Source organism: Trichocoleus sp. Lan, assembly GCF_039961855.1.
In the GTDB taxonomy this organism is placed as follows: Bacteria; Cyanobacteriota; Cyanobacteriia; order Cyanobacteriales; family FACHB-T130; genus FACHB-T130.
The window spans coordinates 92,312-108,765 of record NZ_JAMPKA010000011.1 but is presented as its reverse complement, the minus strand read 5'-3'; the positions used below and the strand labels follow the sequence as shown (position 1 = coordinate 108,765).

The following is a 16,454-nucleotide window of genomic DNA, read 5'->3' as shown; positions in this document are numbered from 1 at the left end:
GCAACTCACAAACAACGAAGATGGAACATACAGTTGAATGTCAAAAGCGCCCTGAAGGGAGCAAGCCGAATGCCCTTCGTCGCAGTGGATTAGTCCCAGCCGTCCTATACGGGCACAAAGGAACTGAATCTATTGAGTTGACTTTGGAAGCCAAAAAGGCTGAAACCTTACTCAAAGGTGCCTCTGTTAATAACACCTTGATTCAGCTCAACATTCCTGAGATTTCTTGGAGTGGTAAAACACTGCTCAAAGAAGTGCAGACGCATCCTTGGAAAAGAACCTCCCTGTATCACCTCAGCTTTTTTGCGGTCGCGGCTCATGGCGATCTGGATGTGCAAGTGCCCCTGCATTATGTAGGAGAAGCCTATGGTGTTAAGCAAGAAGGCGGCGTATTAGACCCCGTACTCAACGAACTTCAGGTGCGGTGTGCGCCTGAAAGCATCCCTGATTCGATTGAGATTGATGTCTCTAATTTGCATATTGGAGATAAATTGCATATCGGCGAACTCGTTTTGCCACCTGGGGTGACAGCGCTTGGTGAGCCAGATCAAGTGACTGTAAGTGTCCTCCAACCTCAAGTCCAAGCTGAAGATCAAGAAACTGAGTCGGAAACTGAATCTGAAGCATGAGACGATGGCTTTTTGCCAGTTTTTTTCTCATTGCCTTGAAAACCAGGGGTTAAGCCCCTGGCTTTTTTTTAACCGTAAAGACACATTAGTGAAGCCATGCGCGATCGCGCTATAGAACGCAAAAATATGACAGAAGCTTCTTTTCCCCCTTTAATTCAGCAGATGTTGCAGCCGAGTTTTTATCCTCATCCGGTGACGCAACCAATTGAGCTGATTCAAACACACGTTTCTTATGTGTTGTTGACGGGTGATTTGGTTTATAAAGTTAAAAAGCCGATGAATTTTGGCTTTTTAAACTATTCAACCTTAGAGCTAAGGCAGCATTTTTGTAATGAAGAAATCCGGCTGAATCAGCGCGGTGCGTCGGAAATTTATTTAGAAATTTTGCCCATTACTCAGACAGACGACCAATTTCATTTAAATGGATCGGGCGAGCCGGTGGAATATGTGCTGAAAATGCGCCAATTTCCCCAAGATGGCTTATTCAGCAATCTGTTTGAGCAAGACTTGCTGACGGAAAAACTTATGGAGGATTTGGGACGGGTTGTTGCCAAATTCCATGAAAAAGCGCACACAGATGACTATATTCGTAAATTTGGAGAAGTAACTCAAGTTCGGGATGCCATTGATGAAAATTATCGGCAAACTGAAAACTATATTGGTGGGCCGCAAACTCAGGAACATTACGAGGAAACCAGGCAGTATACAGACTCGTTCTTTGCTGAGCGAGAGGAGTTATTTAAAAGCAGAATTCAAAATAATTGGATTCGGGAATGCCACGGGGATTTGCATTTGAGAAATATTTGTCTCTGGCAAGACAAGATTCTGCTATTTGATTGCATTGAATTTAACGAGCCGTTTCGCTTTGTCGATGTCATGTTCGACATTGCCTATGCAGTGATGGATATGGATGCGCGATCGCGTCCAGACCTCGGCAATGCCTATTTGAATACTTATGTTGAGCAGATGGGAGATTGGGAAGGGTTGCAGGTGTTGCCTTTGTACTTGAGTCGTCAAGCTTATGTACGGGCGAAGGTGACTTCTTTCTTGTTGAACGATCCGGCTGTTCCCGCCGTGGATAAGGAAAAAGCCGCCGCCACTGCTGCCCAATATTACCAACTGGCGTGGGAATACACGCGATCGCCGTCCCCGGCGTATGCCTCTGTTAGTGGCTCCTCCCGCCAAGGAAAGCTGTTTTTGATGTCTGGTCTATCGGGTTCCGGGAAGAGTACGGTAGCGCGGCTCCAGGCGCGGCGCTTGGGGGCAATTCACATCCGTTCGGATGCGCTGCGGAAACATTTAGGAGGCGTTCCCTTAGAACAACCAGGGGGGGCAGACCTTTATTCCGATGAGATGACTCAGAAGACCTACAGCCGGTTGTTGGAATTGGGGATAATGCTGACTAGCCAAGGTTGGTCGGTGATTTTGGATGCGAAGTACGATCGGCAGAAGTTGAGAGAAGATGCGATCGCTCAAGCCACTGCTCACCAAATTCCTTTGCAAATCCTCCACTGCACGGCACCAATGGAAGTTTGCCAGGATCGTCTCGCCTCCCGTACTGGTGATGTTTCTGATGCTACCGTTGACCTATTGGCGAAGCAACAAGCCACTGCTGAACCTTTTACTCAATCCGAACAAGCCTACGTGAAAACTTTAGACACGACTCAGGATTGGGAGTCACAATTAAATAGCTAATCGAAAAGTGGCTAATTGAAGGATTCAACCACTCTTCGGTTAGCCACTTTTGGATTAGCCAGACACTTATGACGAACAAAGGCAATGGGTTCAGATCCCTGGGACTCTCAAGTGGGTTCTCTGCTGGGTTGAAGTACTGGTTGTTTTTTCTAATTTGCTTTGTAATGCTGGGGTATCGGGTGCCCTTGAGCATCTTTCTAGGGGCGGTTGGGGGTTTTGCAGGGGCATGGGTGGTTGCCTGGTCAAAAGCCAAAGATGAACCCCGGCAGGTACGCTCAGAGGAGACGAAAGAAGGTTCCAATGGGCGGAATCGGAATAATTCGGCAAACCGAAAACGCTATGGTAAACCCAAAAAACAATATCGTGGCTTAAGTGGTCGTCGCGACCGGGGCAACCTAGGAAATAACCAACAAAACAATACAGCCTACAACACAGAAGATAGCCGGGAAGACAACACAGAAGATAACCGGGAAGAATGATTCTGCTGGGGATGAAAAGCAGAGGCGCAAAAGGGGGACAGGAAGTTATCCTGTTTTAGATTTTGGATTTTAGATTCTGGATTTTAGATTTTGGCTCGTACAAGTCTTGTCCGTAGACACGCTGAGGCATTGATTTTTAGTGGCTTTAAGGTGAAATGGTATAGCAATTACTAATTACCTTGTTCTATGTTTTTGTTTCTCTCAAAACTGCTACCGCTATTTATCTATCCCTTGGGAATTGCCTGCGTGCTAATGATTGTGGCACTGGTATTACTGTGGAAACGCCCTCGTTGGGCGGCGGTGCCGATTGTTTTGGCATTGATTGCCTTGCTGGTGGGGAGTAATGGCTGGGTGGAGAACTCGTTATTGCGATCGCTAGAATGGCAAAATCTCCCACCAGCCGAACTCCCAACTGCTGAGGCGATTGTTATCTTGGGCGGTGCCACGAAATCGGCTTCGCCGCCTCGACCGAGTGTAGATTTGAGCGAAGAAGGCGATCGCGTCTTCTATGGTGCCCAGTTATACCGCGAAGGCAAAGCTCCTGTCGTGATTGCTAGCGGCGGACGCATCGACTGGCGGGGCAGTGGGGCACCGGAATCTGCGGATATGGCTGTAATTTTAGAAACATTAGGCGTCCCCAAATCTGCCATTCTTCAAGATCCTCGCTCTTTGAACACTTATGAAAATGCGGTGAATGTGCGGCAAATTTTAGAAAAGCAGGGGATTCGCCGAGTATTATTAGTGACTTCGGCAATGCATATGCCGCGCTCGCTCCTGATTTTCAAGCGTCAGGGAATTCAAGCCATCCCCGCACCCACCGACTTTTTGGTGACAGAAGCAGACTTTCTCGAATCCAACAGGAGCCTGCAAGCTCGAATCCTAAATGTTTTACCAGATGCCGAGCGGTTACACAGGTCAACCAGAGCGTTAAAAGAATACATTGGAACAGGGATCTATCGCCTTAAAGGCTGGCTTTAAAAAGTTTAGACAGTAGTTTGAAGCGATTATTTTTCCAACCTTCAACCTTCCAACCTTCAAAAATGCCAAAAGAATTCCCACACTTTATTCCAGCACCTCCCCCCGTAGCGGACATCTTTGCCACCTACCAAATGACTCATGACTTTTACCGGGAAGCCGAGTACCGAAAGGAACTTGAGCGTTACTGCCAGTGGTATCAGATGACAGCGGAAGCTAACCGGCAAGAGTTGCAGAGAATGCGGGGTGACATCAATATATTCGGCTGGTTTAATCGCGGTAGGCGATGATAGTCAATGGCTCATGGTCAATGGCTCATAGCTAATCGCGAATATGAGCCATTGACCATGAGCCTAATTTAGAGTTTCTAGCTCATCCTCGCGGAAGTGACCTTTAAATTTTTTGTCAAACTGGACAAAAACTGGAAGGTTGGCGCTGACGGGTCTGCCTTGCCATTCGTGAATGATTGAGACCACTTCTCCTTCCCGATCCTTGACATCAAAAGGCTTACCCTTATTTTCAGGATGGTGGTAAACAATCACAGATTTGATAACGCGGACGCGATCGCCTACTTTCATTTCTTGATCTCCGGTTGGGTATCTGAGTCAAACTGGTGCAGCCTTCTTTTGAGGAATAACTGCTTCCACCAAGCGTGGTGAGCTGGGAGCGTTGCCTATCAAGACGCTTGGCTCTTACCAGTACCCAAGCATTGTGCTATTGTGAACAACCTTAATATTCTTGCACAGGACGGTAACTTCCTCTTTATGGACTTGGAGGGGGTGCTGACGGAACTGGCGATGCTGAATTTTCGGGCGGGGGTACTGAGGGAACTGGTGACGCCGAATTTTCGGGAGGTAGCGGCACTTGTGTAGATGGAGACGGAGAGTTTTGCGGTGATGGCGGCACGCTGGAAGCGGGAGATGGCGTTTCGGGGACTGGAACGGGCAACGGTGCGGGGTTGAACAAGCGATCGCGTATTTGCTGGAACCCTTGAGGATTGTATTTCCACCAAGCATATAACCCAGCCGCACTGCCCCCCAGCAGTAGGAGGAAGACTCCCAGTGCGACGACCAACCCTTTCCCTCGACGCAGTCGGTTTGGCTTTGCCGGAACGATCTCCACCGGCACCGCTTCAGCATACTTCACATCTTCAGCTTCAGCTTGCAGACTAGCTTTCGGCATTAAGGTGAGATTCCCGATCTCGCCAAAATTGAGTAGCACCGGATACTCTGGGGAAACGCGGCAGTAAGTAATCACGACTGAAGTATTATCGTGACCGTTCTTCTGATTCGCTAAGTCAATCCAGGACTGGACTGCCGCCTCCAGGGGAATTTTAGCCTGAAGCACCGGCTCCACATAATCTGCCCAGGATCGCTCAACCCAGTTATTGTCGCTCAGACCATCAGAACACAGCAGCAGCAGTCCGTCTTCTTCCACAATGAAGCGTTGCACATTCGGACGAAGAAACTCGGCATCCCGCGTGCCTAGCGCTTGGGTGAGCGCCCCGGCATCGGGTCGCTGTAACGCCTCCCGGTAGAGACTGCGCCCCATTCGTACTTCCCTAGCAGCAACGTCATCGTCTACGGTCAGCAGCTGGCAAGAATGGGGGGTAATCCAGTAGGCGCGGCTATCTCCAACATGGGCGATATAGAGTTCGTGGGCATTCCCCACACCAGAGTTAGCTGTCGCCACCTTCTGGGGCAGCTGGAGAGCCATCACCAGCGTCGTTCCCATCCGCCGCCTAGACTCTCGTCCTTGGTCGTCATTGCGGGCACAAATGAGGTTATTGACTACCCGGATACTTGCTGCGAGTTGCTCTTTCACCAGTTCTGGGGGCACGATTTCCGTTTGCTCTGCCACTTCCGCCAAAAGCGCCCGAACTTGCAGTTTCAGGGATTGTACTGCTAGCTGGCTGGCAACTTCTCCACCTTCATGACCGCCAATCCCATCGCAAACGATGCTCAAGTGGGGAATCAGCGGGTCAGTTGTTTGGGTGAAGTCTGCGGCTAGCAAATCCCGCGCCGTGGGATAGCAGGTGTCTTCGTTATGATCGTGTTGGGGACCCGTATCGGTGGCACCGGCAACCCGCAAGCGCAAGGGGAGTTCAGCTGCCTGCTCCAGTAATAGCTGATTTAGCCGTTCGGCGATCGCGCTTTCGGTCGCATCTTCGGCTTGCATCAGTTCGCAAATTTCTAAAAGTGGCGTCACCGCTGATGCCTGGATTAATCTGCACCAACTCGCGATAACAAGACCCAGATCCCGGAGACTTGGGCCAAACCCCGCGACCATTTGATCCCCGGTCGGTTCCGCTAAGGCGTGAGCGGCAAAAGGTTCAAGGCTCAAGGTGAGAGGCAGAAATTTTTTCTCTTCCCGCCGACTTCCTCCGACTTGCTTGTGGTCGGAGATGCCATTCCCATTGTTTGTATGGGCAACTTCCATCTCTGGGTCGCTGACGGGATCGGCGTAAAGTTCCAACAGCCGCAACCGCCACCCTTCCACTCGGAGATTGTCCGCAACTAAAAGGCTAGAAGCTACCCCAAATTCCGCTAGGGGCGTCCAAAGTTCTAGCATCTGCCAGAGCCAGTAAATCTGGCGTACTGCCGATGCTTGGGGCAAAGCGTCCAAAATGGAAGGAAATAGCTTGCCTGTGGCATCCATCGGGACATTTTCTAGCAACAGAATCTCAGTCGGGGATGGAGAATTTCCCACTGCTGCATATCCATAGACTTCGGGGAGATGAAACCACTGGGGATATAAGCGCAGGTAAGGGTAAAGATTTTCCGGGAACTGTTCGGGGATCTGAGGCGGCTGTGTCGGTTGAGTATCGAGCCAAACTTGAGGTGCAACAACTTGATATCTGTCTTGCACGAATTCTCCGACCGGGATCGTTGCAGCAACTGAGCCAGTTGCCCAAAGATAGCGATCGCTCTTCAACTGGGAACTGTTCATAAACTGAAATTTTTATAAAAAAGCTTCCAAGAGATTCTTAAGGAAAAATTCCACTGGGTTCTAGGAAATCTATAGATGAAATGTTGTAGTAAACAGAAAGGCAAGATGCCTTCCCAATCCTAACTGGCTTTCATTGGAATAGTTCATCTTACCTTGATAACTATCCTTACCGGGATATCAAGCAGGGATTGAGTTTTATGACAATTTGGTTTTTAGCAGGGTTGTTTGATTCTCCTTTACTGATGCAACTGCCGATCCAGCCTTTCGGATTCAGCCCGACTTTGTTGTGGTTACTGGTAGGAGCGATCCTTTGCTCGATAGAGCTAGTTGTACCAACAGCTTTTACCGCTTTCATGATGGGAATCAGCGCCTTCGTGGTGGCACTGTTAGTCATGCTGCTCCCATTACCGGCGGCTTTACAGGTGGTGCTTTGGTTAGTGTTTTCAATTGCTTTCGTTTACCTGGGTCATCGCTTGATGCCGAGGCGAAAGGTGTCTTCGATGGAAGATGCAACCGAGGGTCAGACTTTAACAGAGATTTTGCCAGGAGAGATGGGGCGGGTACTCTACGAAGGAAATTCTTGGAAGGCACGATGTGAAGATGAGAAACTGGCGATCGCTCCCAATCAAAGAGTGTACGTCGTCAGACGGGAAGGCACAACTCTGGTCGTGCTTCCAGAACACCTGTTGAAATCCTAATTCTAGGGTTTATCAATCTGCGATATTGTAAAAACGAGGTTCACAATGGAAGGATTTTTTGGGTTATTAATCGCTTTAGTTTTAGGCGGATCTGCCCTCTCAGGCGTCAAAGTGGTTACGCAAGGAAACGAAGCTTTAGTCGAAACTTTAGGTAAATATAGCGGCAAAAAACTCAAACCCGGTTTGAATTTCGTGATCCCGGTTTACGAAAGAGTCGCTTACCAAGCAACCGTCCGGGAAAGAGTTCTCGATATTCCTCCCCAACAATGTATTACCCGCGACAACGTTTCGATTACCGCTGATGCTGTCGTGTACTGGCGCATTCTGGATTTGGAGAAAGCCTACTACAAAGTGGAAAATCTCCAGTCAGCAATGGTGAATTTGGTGCTGACGCAGATTCGCTCGGAAATGGGCAAACTGGAACTGGATGAAACCTTTACTGCCCGGACTCAAATTAACGAACTTTTGCTCAGAGAACTGGACGAATCTACCGATCCTTGGGGAGTGAAGGTGACACGGGTAGAACTGCGAGATATCGTTCCCTCCAAGGCTGTGCAAGAATCGATGGAATTGCAAATGTCGGCGGAACGTCGCAAGCGGGCGGCAATTCTCACCTCTGAGGGCGAACGCGAATCAGCCGTGAACTCTGCTAAAGGTAAGGCTGAGGCGCAAGTTTTGGAAGCAGAAGCCCGTCAAAAATCCGCGATTCTGGAGGCAGAAGGGCAACAAAAGACGATTGTTCTCAAAGCGCAGGCGGAACGGCAGCAGCAAGTTCTCAAGGCTCAGGCTACTGCTGAAGCGCTCCAAGTGATTTCTAAAACGCTCAAAACCGACCCCAACGCCCAGGAAGCTCTTCAGTACCTACTCGCTCAGAATTATCTAGAAATGGGGATGGCGATTGGCAAGAGCGGTAGCAGCAAGGTGATGTTTATGGACCCGCGCACTATCCCAGCTACGTTGGAAGGCATTCGCTCGATTGTCGGAGACACGAACCAAGCTCAATTTTTAGATTTAGGCGACGATAGTTAATCTAAGGCATCGCTAGCAACTTGAGCAACACAGCAGCGATCGCACAGTCCAAAAAACTCCAGAGTATGGTAGAAAATTTTAAACGAGTGCGATTGTTGCAGCTGGCTCTCTAATTCATGGACTGGACATTGATTGATGGGAATCGAGTTTCCGCACTGCAAACAAGTCAGGTGATGCTTGTCTTGTTGCACGGAACTGTAGAGCGATTCGCCACTTGCCAATGTCCGTACCTGGACGACACCATCCAGTTTTAAGGCTTCCAGGGAACGATAGACGGTTGCTAGTCCCATGCTTTGGCTACGATTGCGAAGTTCTACATAAATATCTTGAGCTGAGACAGCTCGGTTCATCGTCTTGAGCAGATTCAAAATACGCTCTTGACTGCGGGTGCGTTGGGCTTTCATGGTCTTCAGTTTTGCTAGATATCCTTAATATGTTTCAGGTTGTCGCTGATACCTTTATCTCTTTCCAGCTTAAATTGCGAGAACTTCACGCAGCTCACACCCTTCCCCCCTTAGAATAAAACAAATATCACCTATCTAAGGGAATAATTTATAGGAATGGCTGTGAATCGGAAATATCAAGCGAAAATCTACGTGACTCTGCGCCCTTCAGTTTTAGACCCAGCAGGCACGGCGGTACAGTCTGGGTTGGGGCATATGGGATATGCCAATGTTGAGCAGGTGCGAATCGGAAAGTATATTGAACTGACTCTGATGGCAGAGAGTGAGGATGAGGCGCGGCATCAATTAGATCGGATGTGCGATCAGTTGTTAACGAATCCGGTAACAGAAAACTATCGGTTTGACCTAACTGAGATGTCGGGTCAGATAGAGACGGAGATATTCTTTTAGGATAATAGGGGCTAGGTAGTTGGTAGTTAGTAGCGATCGCTCATTTGTGAAGAACCAATCGCTACTGATGACTTCTGGCTAGCCAGTCTTCCATTAGCGATTAGCAATATGAAATTTGGGGTTGTTGTGTTTCCGGGTTCTAATTGCGATCGCGATGTCGCCTATGTGACTCGCGATTTGCTACATCAGCCGACGCGGATGGTTTGGCATGAAGACACGGATATTTCCGATCTCGATGTGGTAGTGATTCCGGGTGGCTTCAGCTACGGCGATTATCTGCGCTGTGGCGCGATCGCTCGTTTCTCTCCGGTGATGCAAGCAACGATTAAACACGCCCAGCAAGGGAAGTTTGTCTTGGGTATCTGCAACGGGTTTCAGGTGCTAACGGAGGCGGGACTTCTGCCAGGGGCACTCACCCGAAATCGAGAATTGCATTTTATTTGCGATCGCATTCCCCTGAAAGTCGAACGCACCCATCTCCCTTGGACGCAAGCCTATTCTACCGGACAAGTCATTACCCTCCCAATTGCCCACGGTGAGGGGCGCTACTACGCCGATGCCGCTACTTTGGCACAACTGGAAGACAACCATCAAATTCTCTTCCGTTATCACGGCGAGAATCATAACGGCTCTTTAAATAATATTGCGGGTATTTGCAATAAAAAAGGAAATGTGCTAGGAATGATGCCTCATCCAGAACGCGCCTCAGATCCGATTTTAGGCGGTACGGATGGCATTGGGTTGTTCCAAGGATTACTGTCTGCGGTGGCAGCGATCGCATAGTGCCATAGCAAAAATGTTTTGTTGAACCACAAAGACACAAAGAAAACTTCGTACTTTCTTTGTGTCTTCATGTCTTTGTGGTTAATCTTCAAACACCTATATATTTAGGTAGAAATACGTTTGGCTGTGGCAAGTTCCCCCCACAGACCGACAATTGTTCCAACCGGACAGCACTAGCATCAAAAAAGTGCAAAGACGGAATTCATGGGCAATTATGGTCGCGATTACTGATTTTCAACCAACGAATACGGCAACGAGTCAAGAAACAGCCACAAGCTACAACAAATCTGAGCAGCAATTTATAAAATTGCTCGAAATGGAAGATTTAGACAACAAGCTAGCTGCACAACCTGAACTAGCAAGCGACGTTGAAAGTGCGATCGCTACCGCAATTGAGGCGGCTTACAAGGTAGGAAGTGGTGATGAGCCAGTTGAAGCCGCACACCTCTTTTTGCAGCGCGTGCTGTATCGCATCAATCGGCTCAAGCTGTTTTGGTATGACGATCTGCACCATTACACCAACGAACGCTCAATTTGGTTGCAAAAAGTTCGCAACCAAATCGAGTCCGCTTGGCAGCAGTGGGAACTGGCACACTTTGATGTAGAAGCACTCCAAAAACTTTCCCCAGCCGATGTTAAGCAAGCGCTGAGCGAGCGGGGTGCAGCCGACTTAGATCCTCCCCTATCGGAAGGTAGTCGCTACTTGCGGGAGCAGACAACAGAGGCTGGTTATCGCCGAATCTTGGCAATTGGTTCCTTTGATGGCTTAGTTGAAGGCAGCCGCCTGTCGCGCATTCTGGGAGGCACCGCCAACGCAGTACAATGTACCCTCGTCAAAGTGTTGTTGGAAGAGTACGGCAACGGTCGCCTTTCCCGCAAGCACTCTACCTTTTTTGCCCAGATGCTTGACGAGTTTGGCATGAACACAGAGCCAGAGGGCTACTTCGATTTAGTACCTTGGGAAGTGCTAGCCTGCGCTAATCATAACTTTCTCGTTACCGAGCGCAAAATTTATTTCTTGCGTTACTGCGGTGGATTGACTTATTTTGAAGTGGCAGGTCCTGCGGCATACAAAACCTATCTAGCCGCAGCGCAACGGTTGAAACTTTCTGATGCAGCAATGGGTTACTGGGAACTGCACATTCGGGAAGACGAACGTCACGGTCAATGGATGTTAGATGATGTGGCAATGCCGTTGGTTGACAAGTACCCGAATGATGCTTGGGAAATTGTCCTGGGATATGACCAAGAGAAGCTAATGGGCGATCGCGCTGGTGTAGCGATCGCGCGTTCGGCAAAAGAAGCGGATCGCGAGGCCAATCGATAAAATACATTTTGCCTAAAATACTTGCCGACTTGTTAACAGTCAGTCGTCTTCCATTCTCGTTCTTTAGGTTGAACCCTGAGAACGAGAATAAATTTGAATTTTTCTAGTTTTAGTTAGAAATTAAACAATAAGAATAGGGCACTGAGAACTGTTAACTTCTCAATACCCTTGATTCGTTCCCGTCTAAAGTGGCTTTTGGGTTTAGGAAAGATTCTTTAGCGATCGCTCTCCCCCTCCCTGTTCAAGCTTTTACAAAGATGTCATGATCTGAATCAGCTCAGTAGATAAATCCACTTGACATTTCTGCTGCTTCCTAAACAAAACACCTGCTAAAAGATAGATGTTCGCTGAGTAAAAAGCCATTTTCTTTTCTCGCAACTCTCTAATTGTGTTTTTAACCTTTGGCTCACAACTGTAATAACCAAAGTTTAGAGGGGAGACGATAAAATTAGCAATCGAGTAGCCTTGCATGATTGCATAATTAATAAAGCCCTCCGGATTAGAATAACTAGAGAGCATTAGTAAGACGTTTTCATAATCTAAAGATAAAAGCCGTTTGGCAATTTTAGACCCATCTGTACCCCCATGTAACAGGGGTTGATAAATATTCTCATCTGGCGCTGGAAGGTATGGTGGATTTGAGATCAGATAATCGGCCTTGGGAAGAGATGCCTCAAAGAAAGAAGTATTGTGAATGATATATTGGGCGCTAAGTTCGTATTCCTGAATATTTGATTTGGCAGTTTTCCAGGCTAAGTCATTGAGTTCAAAGCCATGTATAATTCCATCAAATCTGGTTCTCATTAAGGAGTTAATGACTGGGGTTCCATCTCCTGAACCAAATTCGATAATAGTTTTACCATGAGCGCCCTCATTTAAAACTAAACTTTCTAAACATTGAGAATAAAAATTAGATTCTTCTGGGCAATAGAATACATCTTTTACTGGCCTGGATGAAATTAGCATAGTTTTCTCGGTAATAACTATAACAAAGCTAATTCATCCTCTATGCTTTTGTGATCTATCAAGAGAATTATACCCAAAGGCATTGACAAGCATTTACATTTATTTATAATTTTCTAAGGTGTTTTTACAGACTTTTAAAAAACACTGTTTTTCTGAACAAAAAACAACAAATGGCTAATTGCTTTTCAACACTTAGCAATTAGCCATGAGTCATCATTAAGTAATAAATGGAGCTATAAAAAGTTAAGCAACTACTGCCAGTTGGTTAAGATCGCCATTCAATCCACAGGTATAAACTAATCTTTGATGAGTACCTGGAGTTTGGCTAGCAAGCTACAAAATATCTTTGTTAACAAAACCTGGGATGATATCTGTGTGAACGCACATCCATCAGAAGCCAGCATTGCCTAACGTTGTTACTACAAGCATCAAACCAAAGGCGAGGCAATACTGACGACATGAAGCTGTTTCAGGGGTGGTTGATAGCGCTAGAAGCATTAGGGTAGCGTTTGCGGAGGACAACTGTATTGTAGTTGTAGGCGATTGCTAGAATATTTGTGACCAGGCAGGTGCTTCCCAAACATAGCAGGATATAGGTGGGAGGCAGCACTACCCCAACCTGGAACCAAGTAAAGACGTGTAGCACCATCACCAGAGCAAAGACGGTTGCCACTCCAGCACTCCGCCACACCTGAACTTGAGGGCGACAGAGTGCAGCCAGAATCATTGTCCAGATGGTAGCACCCAAGTTGGCTGGAACCAGAAACGCGCAAATGGCGATACAGTGGGCGCGTGAAAACTCAGAGAGGGAATTAAAGTCCAACATCTGTTCATTATATCGAATGGCAAGATTTTACAAGACTTTTTGCGATCGCCTGTAAGCACTCACGGCTGTTGATCACATTTATTCACATACGACTGCGATCGCTTTCCCACCAAAACTGCACGATCTCGTCTAAAACTACATAATTTGTTTTAAATCTAATAAAAACCCAGGTAACACATCTTCTCCTGATAAAGTTGCCGGATTTTCTAGAATTTCCACATCCTGCCCTTGACGATAGATTTCTACTCGCTGGTTTTTCCGGTTGATCAACCAACCCAAACGAGCGCCATTTTCCATATACTCTCTCATTTTCGCCTGTGCGATTTTCAGCGAATCGCTAGGAGAGAGTAACTCAACCACAAAATCAGGACATAGCGGTGCAAATCCCTGTTGTTCTTCGGGGGTCAAAGCATCCCAGCGACGCTCCTCCGGAGCCGCTTCGCTAACGCGTCTTACCCAAGACGCATCAGGTGAACGATCTGCACCATTCGGCAGTTTGAAGCCACTCGAAGAGTCGAAGGCAAGCCCTAAATTGTTTTGTCGGCTCCAAGCTTGGAGTTGATACGATAAATCGATATTACGATTTCCAGTTTCGCTACCTGTAGGGGGCATAATGATTAATTCGCCCGATGCTGTGCGCTCAAATCTTAAATCCCGATTGTTCTGACATAACTGGAAAAACTGCTCGTCTGTCAAGTCAATTGTTAATTTGAGGGTAGAAGGTAAAGTAATTGTTGCTGTGTTCATAAAGTTATTAAAGTATTCACTTGCTTATATTTTTTAGTCTATTATCGCTCTGTTATAAAATTTGTTCGCTTCTTCTTGCTTCTGTATGGGCGCTAAATAAATTGTTTTCTTTTTTTCTCATTCTGGAAAATTTAGTCGTGGACTACCTGCACGAATTCGGAGCTGACTTCTGTAAAAGTCAGCTATCCAGCGATCGCAAAATCTAGGCAAAGGGCGCTACTCCCATCCCCATTGTCAACCTTGAGGTCAACCCTGAGACTGATGTAACCCGCCGTGAGTCGATTAATTTAGTTAATAGAACTTAACATTCGACAACTAAGGCAACGTTCCTGGATGCAATTGAGCTGCAAAGGTGAATGGTTTGTCGTCAGCAACTTTAATAAAAGGATGAGCAACAATGCAATTAAAGCCAATCACAGAGCAAGTCGTCGCCGTCGTTGGCGCTTCTAGCGGCATCGGGCGCGAGACAGCTTTGCAGTTTGCCCACCGAGGCGCAAAAGTAGTCGTCTCAGCTCGCAGCGCACCAGGGTTAAAGTCTTTGGTGGATGAGATACAGCAACAAGGCGGTGAAGCAGTCGCAGTCGTTGCTGATGTCACGGATTTCGAGCAAGTAAAAGCGATCGCAGATAAAGCCGTGCAGGTATACGGGCGACTCGATACCTGGGTGCATTGCCCCGCCACGGGCGTTTTTGCCACTTTCGACAACACAACACCGGAAGAGTTTAAGCGGATTATCGATATCAGCCTGATGGGGCAGGTATACGGAGCAATGGCGGCGCTACCTCATCTCAAGCGTGAAGGGCGCGGGGCGCTGATCCACATCTCTTCAATGGAAGGCAGGCGTTCATTACCCCTCCAGAGCGCCTACTCCTCAGCAAAGCACGGGGTTGAGGGCTTTCTAGAATCTCTGCGCGTCGAGCTGCAACATGAGGGAATCCCCATCAGTGTAACGAGTGTGAAGCCATCCGTGATCAACACGCCCTTCTACAACAACGGTCGCACGAAATTAGGCGTCAAGCCGACGGGAATACCGCCTTACTATGAGCCGAACCTTGTTGCCGATGCGATTCTCTACGTAGCCGAACACCCCACTCGTGACTTTATTGTGGGGGATGTGGGCAAGATGTTAGACGTGGTTCAGCGCATCTCACCGGGACTGGTGGATCAAATTTTGGTTCTCATCGGCTTCAATTTTCAGAAAACCAACGAGCCAAAGTCTGAAGATGCTCCAGATAATCTTTACGAGCCGATTCTCAGCCATGACAAAGTAGAAGGAGATTTTGGCAATCTAACGATTCCCTCCTTCACTGACTGGCTGGATAAGAATCCGCCGGTTAAATGGGGCGCTGTAGCAGCTGCGGCGTTGGGAGTTGCCGCAGTCGTCAAAGAGTTTTTCCCAGGAAATAATATTTAAGGCGATCGCATCAGGGACACTACTCGGTTGAAGCGATCGCATCCAACCTCAGATGCCTTCTCATCTAAAGTTGCGATCGCTCTCATAATTCTTAAAAGGAATGGGGAATTGGAAAGAAGGCACGCCTAATTTCATTTCCACTTCTCCATTCCCAAACAGCAACAAACTATCAATGACCCGATTCACAAATTAGATGTTATGCCTTCAACCTTCCATCTTCTAGATGCAACACTCGATCGGCAACATCCATAATTCGACTATCGTGTGTCACCATCAGAACCGTGCAACCGCCTTCCTTCGCGAGCTGACGCAGTAACTCAATCACAGCGTGTCCGGAGTGAGAATCTAAAGCCGCCGTAGGCTCATCTGCCATAATCAACTGAGGATTGCCAGCTAAAGCACGAGCGATCGCTACCCGTTGTTTTTGTCCCCCAGATAAATCGCGGGGTAAATTTTTCGCCTTATCCGCCAATCCCACCTGTTCTAGCAAAATTTGTGCTTGTTGCCGTGCCATTCGTCCCCGAATCCCTTTCAGATTCAGCGCTACTTCTATATTCTCAGCCGCAGTCAGCGCCGGAAACAAGTTAAATCCTTGAAAAATAAAGCCAATATTTTCCAGTCTGAACTTTGCTAACTGGCTCCGAGACATCCTTGTAATCTCTTCCCCCAGCAAGTGTACGCTGCCAGCAGTCGGCGTCAAAATCCCAGCCAAAATTGAGAGTAAGGTCGTTTTACCCGATCCAGATGGCCCCATCAATAGTTGAATATCGCCCTTGAAGATTTCCAGATTGACTCTTTTAAGGGCTTGGAAACGCGATCCTCCCGACTGGAATACCATTTCTACTCCGATGCCGATAATGGCTTTTCTGTGAGCCTGAAGCGAACTCATAGAAGGAATAGCATCTAGATTTCGGACACTGGCAAATTGAGTACGGTTGCTTTGGGAAAGAATCATCAAAATTTCTATTCGTTAGGTCTAAACTACAACGAGTTACTAAATGCAATCTGTCTTAAGTAACCATACTCCGGACAAAATTTCAACGGAAGCATCGAAGGAAAGAATCAGATGCAGACTTTAAGAAG

Annotated in this window: 18 protein-coding genes; 11 read left to right on the top strand and 7 right to left on the bottom strand. The window is 47.5% G+C overall.

The genetic code is table 11. The features are described from left to right. Positions 1-20: 20 nt before the first annotated feature. From NDA03_RS11945 to NDA03_RS11925, 5 genes are all read left to right on the top strand, one after another. Positions 21-629 (top strand): 50S ribosomal protein L25/general stress protein Ctc, encoded by a 609-nt coding sequence (locus NDA03_RS11945; RefSeq protein WP_190412582.1) that lies wholly within the window; start codon positions 21-23, stop codon positions 627-629. A 126-nt stretch (positions 630-755) separates the two neighbouring features. Further along, positions 756-2,324: an AAA family ATPase gene (locus NDA03_RS11940; RefSeq protein ID WP_190677858.1), complete on the top strand. Its 1,569-nt coding sequence runs from the start codon at positions 756-758 to the stop codon at positions 2,322-2,324. 164 nt (positions 2,325-2,488) lie between these two features. Next, complete coding sequence (locus NDA03_RS11935; RefSeq protein ID WP_206753696.1) at positions 2,489-2,803, top strand: hypothetical protein; 315 nt, start codon at positions 2,489-2,491, stop codon at positions 2,801-2,803. 186 nt (positions 2,804-2,989) lie between these two features. Then, positions 2,990-3,781: a YdcF family protein gene (locus NDA03_RS11930; protein WP_190436911.1), complete on the top strand. Its 792-nt coding sequence runs from the start codon at positions 2,990-2,992 to the stop codon at positions 3,779-3,781. 62 nt (positions 3,782-3,843) lie between these two features. Then, positions 3,844-4,068, top strand: a complete 225-nt coding sequence (locus tag NDA03_RS11925; RefSeq protein WP_190412586.1) for a hypothetical protein — start codon at positions 3,844-3,846, stop codon at positions 4,066-4,068. Between the two features lie 63 nt (positions 4,069-4,131). Here the strand turns inward: NDA03_RS11925 and NDA03_RS11920 are convergent, their stop codons facing one another. Then, positions 4,132-4,356, bottom strand: coding sequence for a ferredoxin-thioredoxin reductase variable chain (locus tag NDA03_RS11920; RefSeq protein WP_190412587.1), 225 nt, complete (start codon positions 4,354-4,356; stop codon positions 4,132-4,134). Between the two features lie 184 nt (positions 4,357-4,540). Beyond that, on the bottom strand, positions 4,541-6,727 hold the full coding sequence (locus tag NDA03_RS11915) for a protein phosphatase 2C domain-containing protein (protein WP_348238108.1): 2,187 nt from the start codon (positions 6,725-6,727) through the stop codon (positions 4,541-4,543). Positions 6,728-6,969: 242 nt separating this feature from the next. Here NDA03_RS11915 and NDA03_RS11910 point away from each other — a divergent pair, with 242 nt between their 5' ends. Together NDA03_RS11910 and NDA03_RS11905 are read left to right on the top strand one after the other, a co-directional pair. After that, a complete protein-coding gene (locus NDA03_RS11910; RefSeq protein WP_348238139.1) occupies positions 6,970-7,425 on the top strand; it encodes an NfeD family protein in 456 nt (151 codons plus the stop codon). A 45-nt stretch (positions 7,426-7,470) separates the two neighbouring features. Continuing rightward, on the top strand, positions 7,471-8,454 hold the full coding sequence (locus NDA03_RS11905; protein WP_190534665.1) for an SPFH domain-containing protein: 984 nt from the start codon (positions 7,471-7,473) through the stop codon (positions 8,452-8,454). Here NDA03_RS11905 and NDA03_RS11900 read toward each other — a convergent pair. Next, positions 8,451-8,858 (bottom strand): Fur family transcriptional regulator, encoded by a 408-nt coding sequence (locus NDA03_RS11900; protein WP_348238107.1) that lies wholly within the window; start codon positions 8,856-8,858, stop codon positions 8,451-8,453. The genes NDA03_RS11905 and NDA03_RS11900 overlap by 4 nt on opposite strands. 162 nt (positions 8,859-9,020) lie before the next feature. On the opposite strand from NDA03_RS11900, the gene purS reads away from it, so the two are divergent. From purS to NDA03_RS11885, 3 genes are all read left to right on the top strand, one after another. After that, positions 9,021-9,308: a phosphoribosylformylglycinamidine synthase subunit PurS gene (gene purS / locus NDA03_RS11895; RefSeq protein WP_190412878.1), complete on the top strand. Its 288-nt coding sequence runs from the start codon at positions 9,021-9,023 to the stop codon at positions 9,306-9,308. Between the two features lie 108 nt (positions 9,309-9,416). Continuing rightward, complete coding sequence (gene purQ, locus NDA03_RS11890; RefSeq protein WP_348238106.1) at positions 9,417-10,091, top strand: phosphoribosylformylglycinamidine synthase subunit PurQ; 675 nt, start codon at positions 9,417-9,419, stop codon at positions 10,089-10,091. Positions 10,092-10,305: 214 nt separating this feature from the next. Further along, on the top strand, positions 10,306-11,418 hold the full coding sequence (locus NDA03_RS11885) for an iron-containing redox enzyme family protein (RefSeq protein WP_348238105.1): 1,113 nt from the start codon (positions 10,306-10,308) through the stop codon (positions 11,416-11,418). A gap of 249 nt (positions 11,419-11,667) precedes the next feature. Here the strand turns inward: NDA03_RS11885 and NDA03_RS11880 are convergent, their stop codons facing one another. The 3 genes from NDA03_RS11880 to NDA03_RS11870 all read right to left on the bottom strand — a co-directional run bounded on the left by NDA03_RS11880 (position 11,668) and on the right by NDA03_RS11870 (position 13,957). After that, positions 11,668-12,384, bottom strand: a complete 717-nt coding sequence (locus NDA03_RS11880) for a class I SAM-dependent methyltransferase (RefSeq protein ID WP_190412592.1) — start codon at positions 12,382-12,384, stop codon at positions 11,668-11,670. A 469-nt stretch (positions 12,385-12,853) separates the two neighbouring features. Next, positions 12,854-13,210, bottom strand: coding sequence for a hypothetical protein (locus tag NDA03_RS11875; protein WP_190534675.1), 357 nt, complete (start codon positions 13,208-13,210; stop codon positions 12,854-12,856). Positions 13,211-13,345: 135 nt separating this feature from the next. Then, complete coding sequence (locus tag NDA03_RS11870; protein WP_190534678.1) at positions 13,346-13,957, bottom strand: Uma2 family endonuclease; 612 nt, start codon at positions 13,955-13,957, stop codon at positions 13,346-13,348. Positions 13,958-14,354: 397 nt separating this feature from the next. On the opposite strand from NDA03_RS11870, the gene NDA03_RS11865 reads away from it, so the two are divergent. After that, positions 14,355-15,371 carry an SDR family oxidoreductase gene (locus NDA03_RS11865; protein WP_348238104.1) on the top strand — a complete coding sequence of 339 codons (1,017 nt, stop codon included), beginning with the start codon at positions 14,355-14,357 and terminating at the stop codon, positions 15,369-15,371. A gap of 196 nt (positions 15,372-15,567) precedes the next feature. Here NDA03_RS11865 and NDA03_RS11860 read toward each other — a convergent pair whose 3' ends face one another. Continuing rightward, a complete protein-coding gene (locus NDA03_RS11860; protein WP_199292335.1) occupies positions 15,568-16,260 on the bottom strand; it encodes an ABC transporter ATP-binding protein in 693 nt (230 codons plus the stop codon). Positions 16,261-16,454 lie beyond the last annotated feature (194 nt).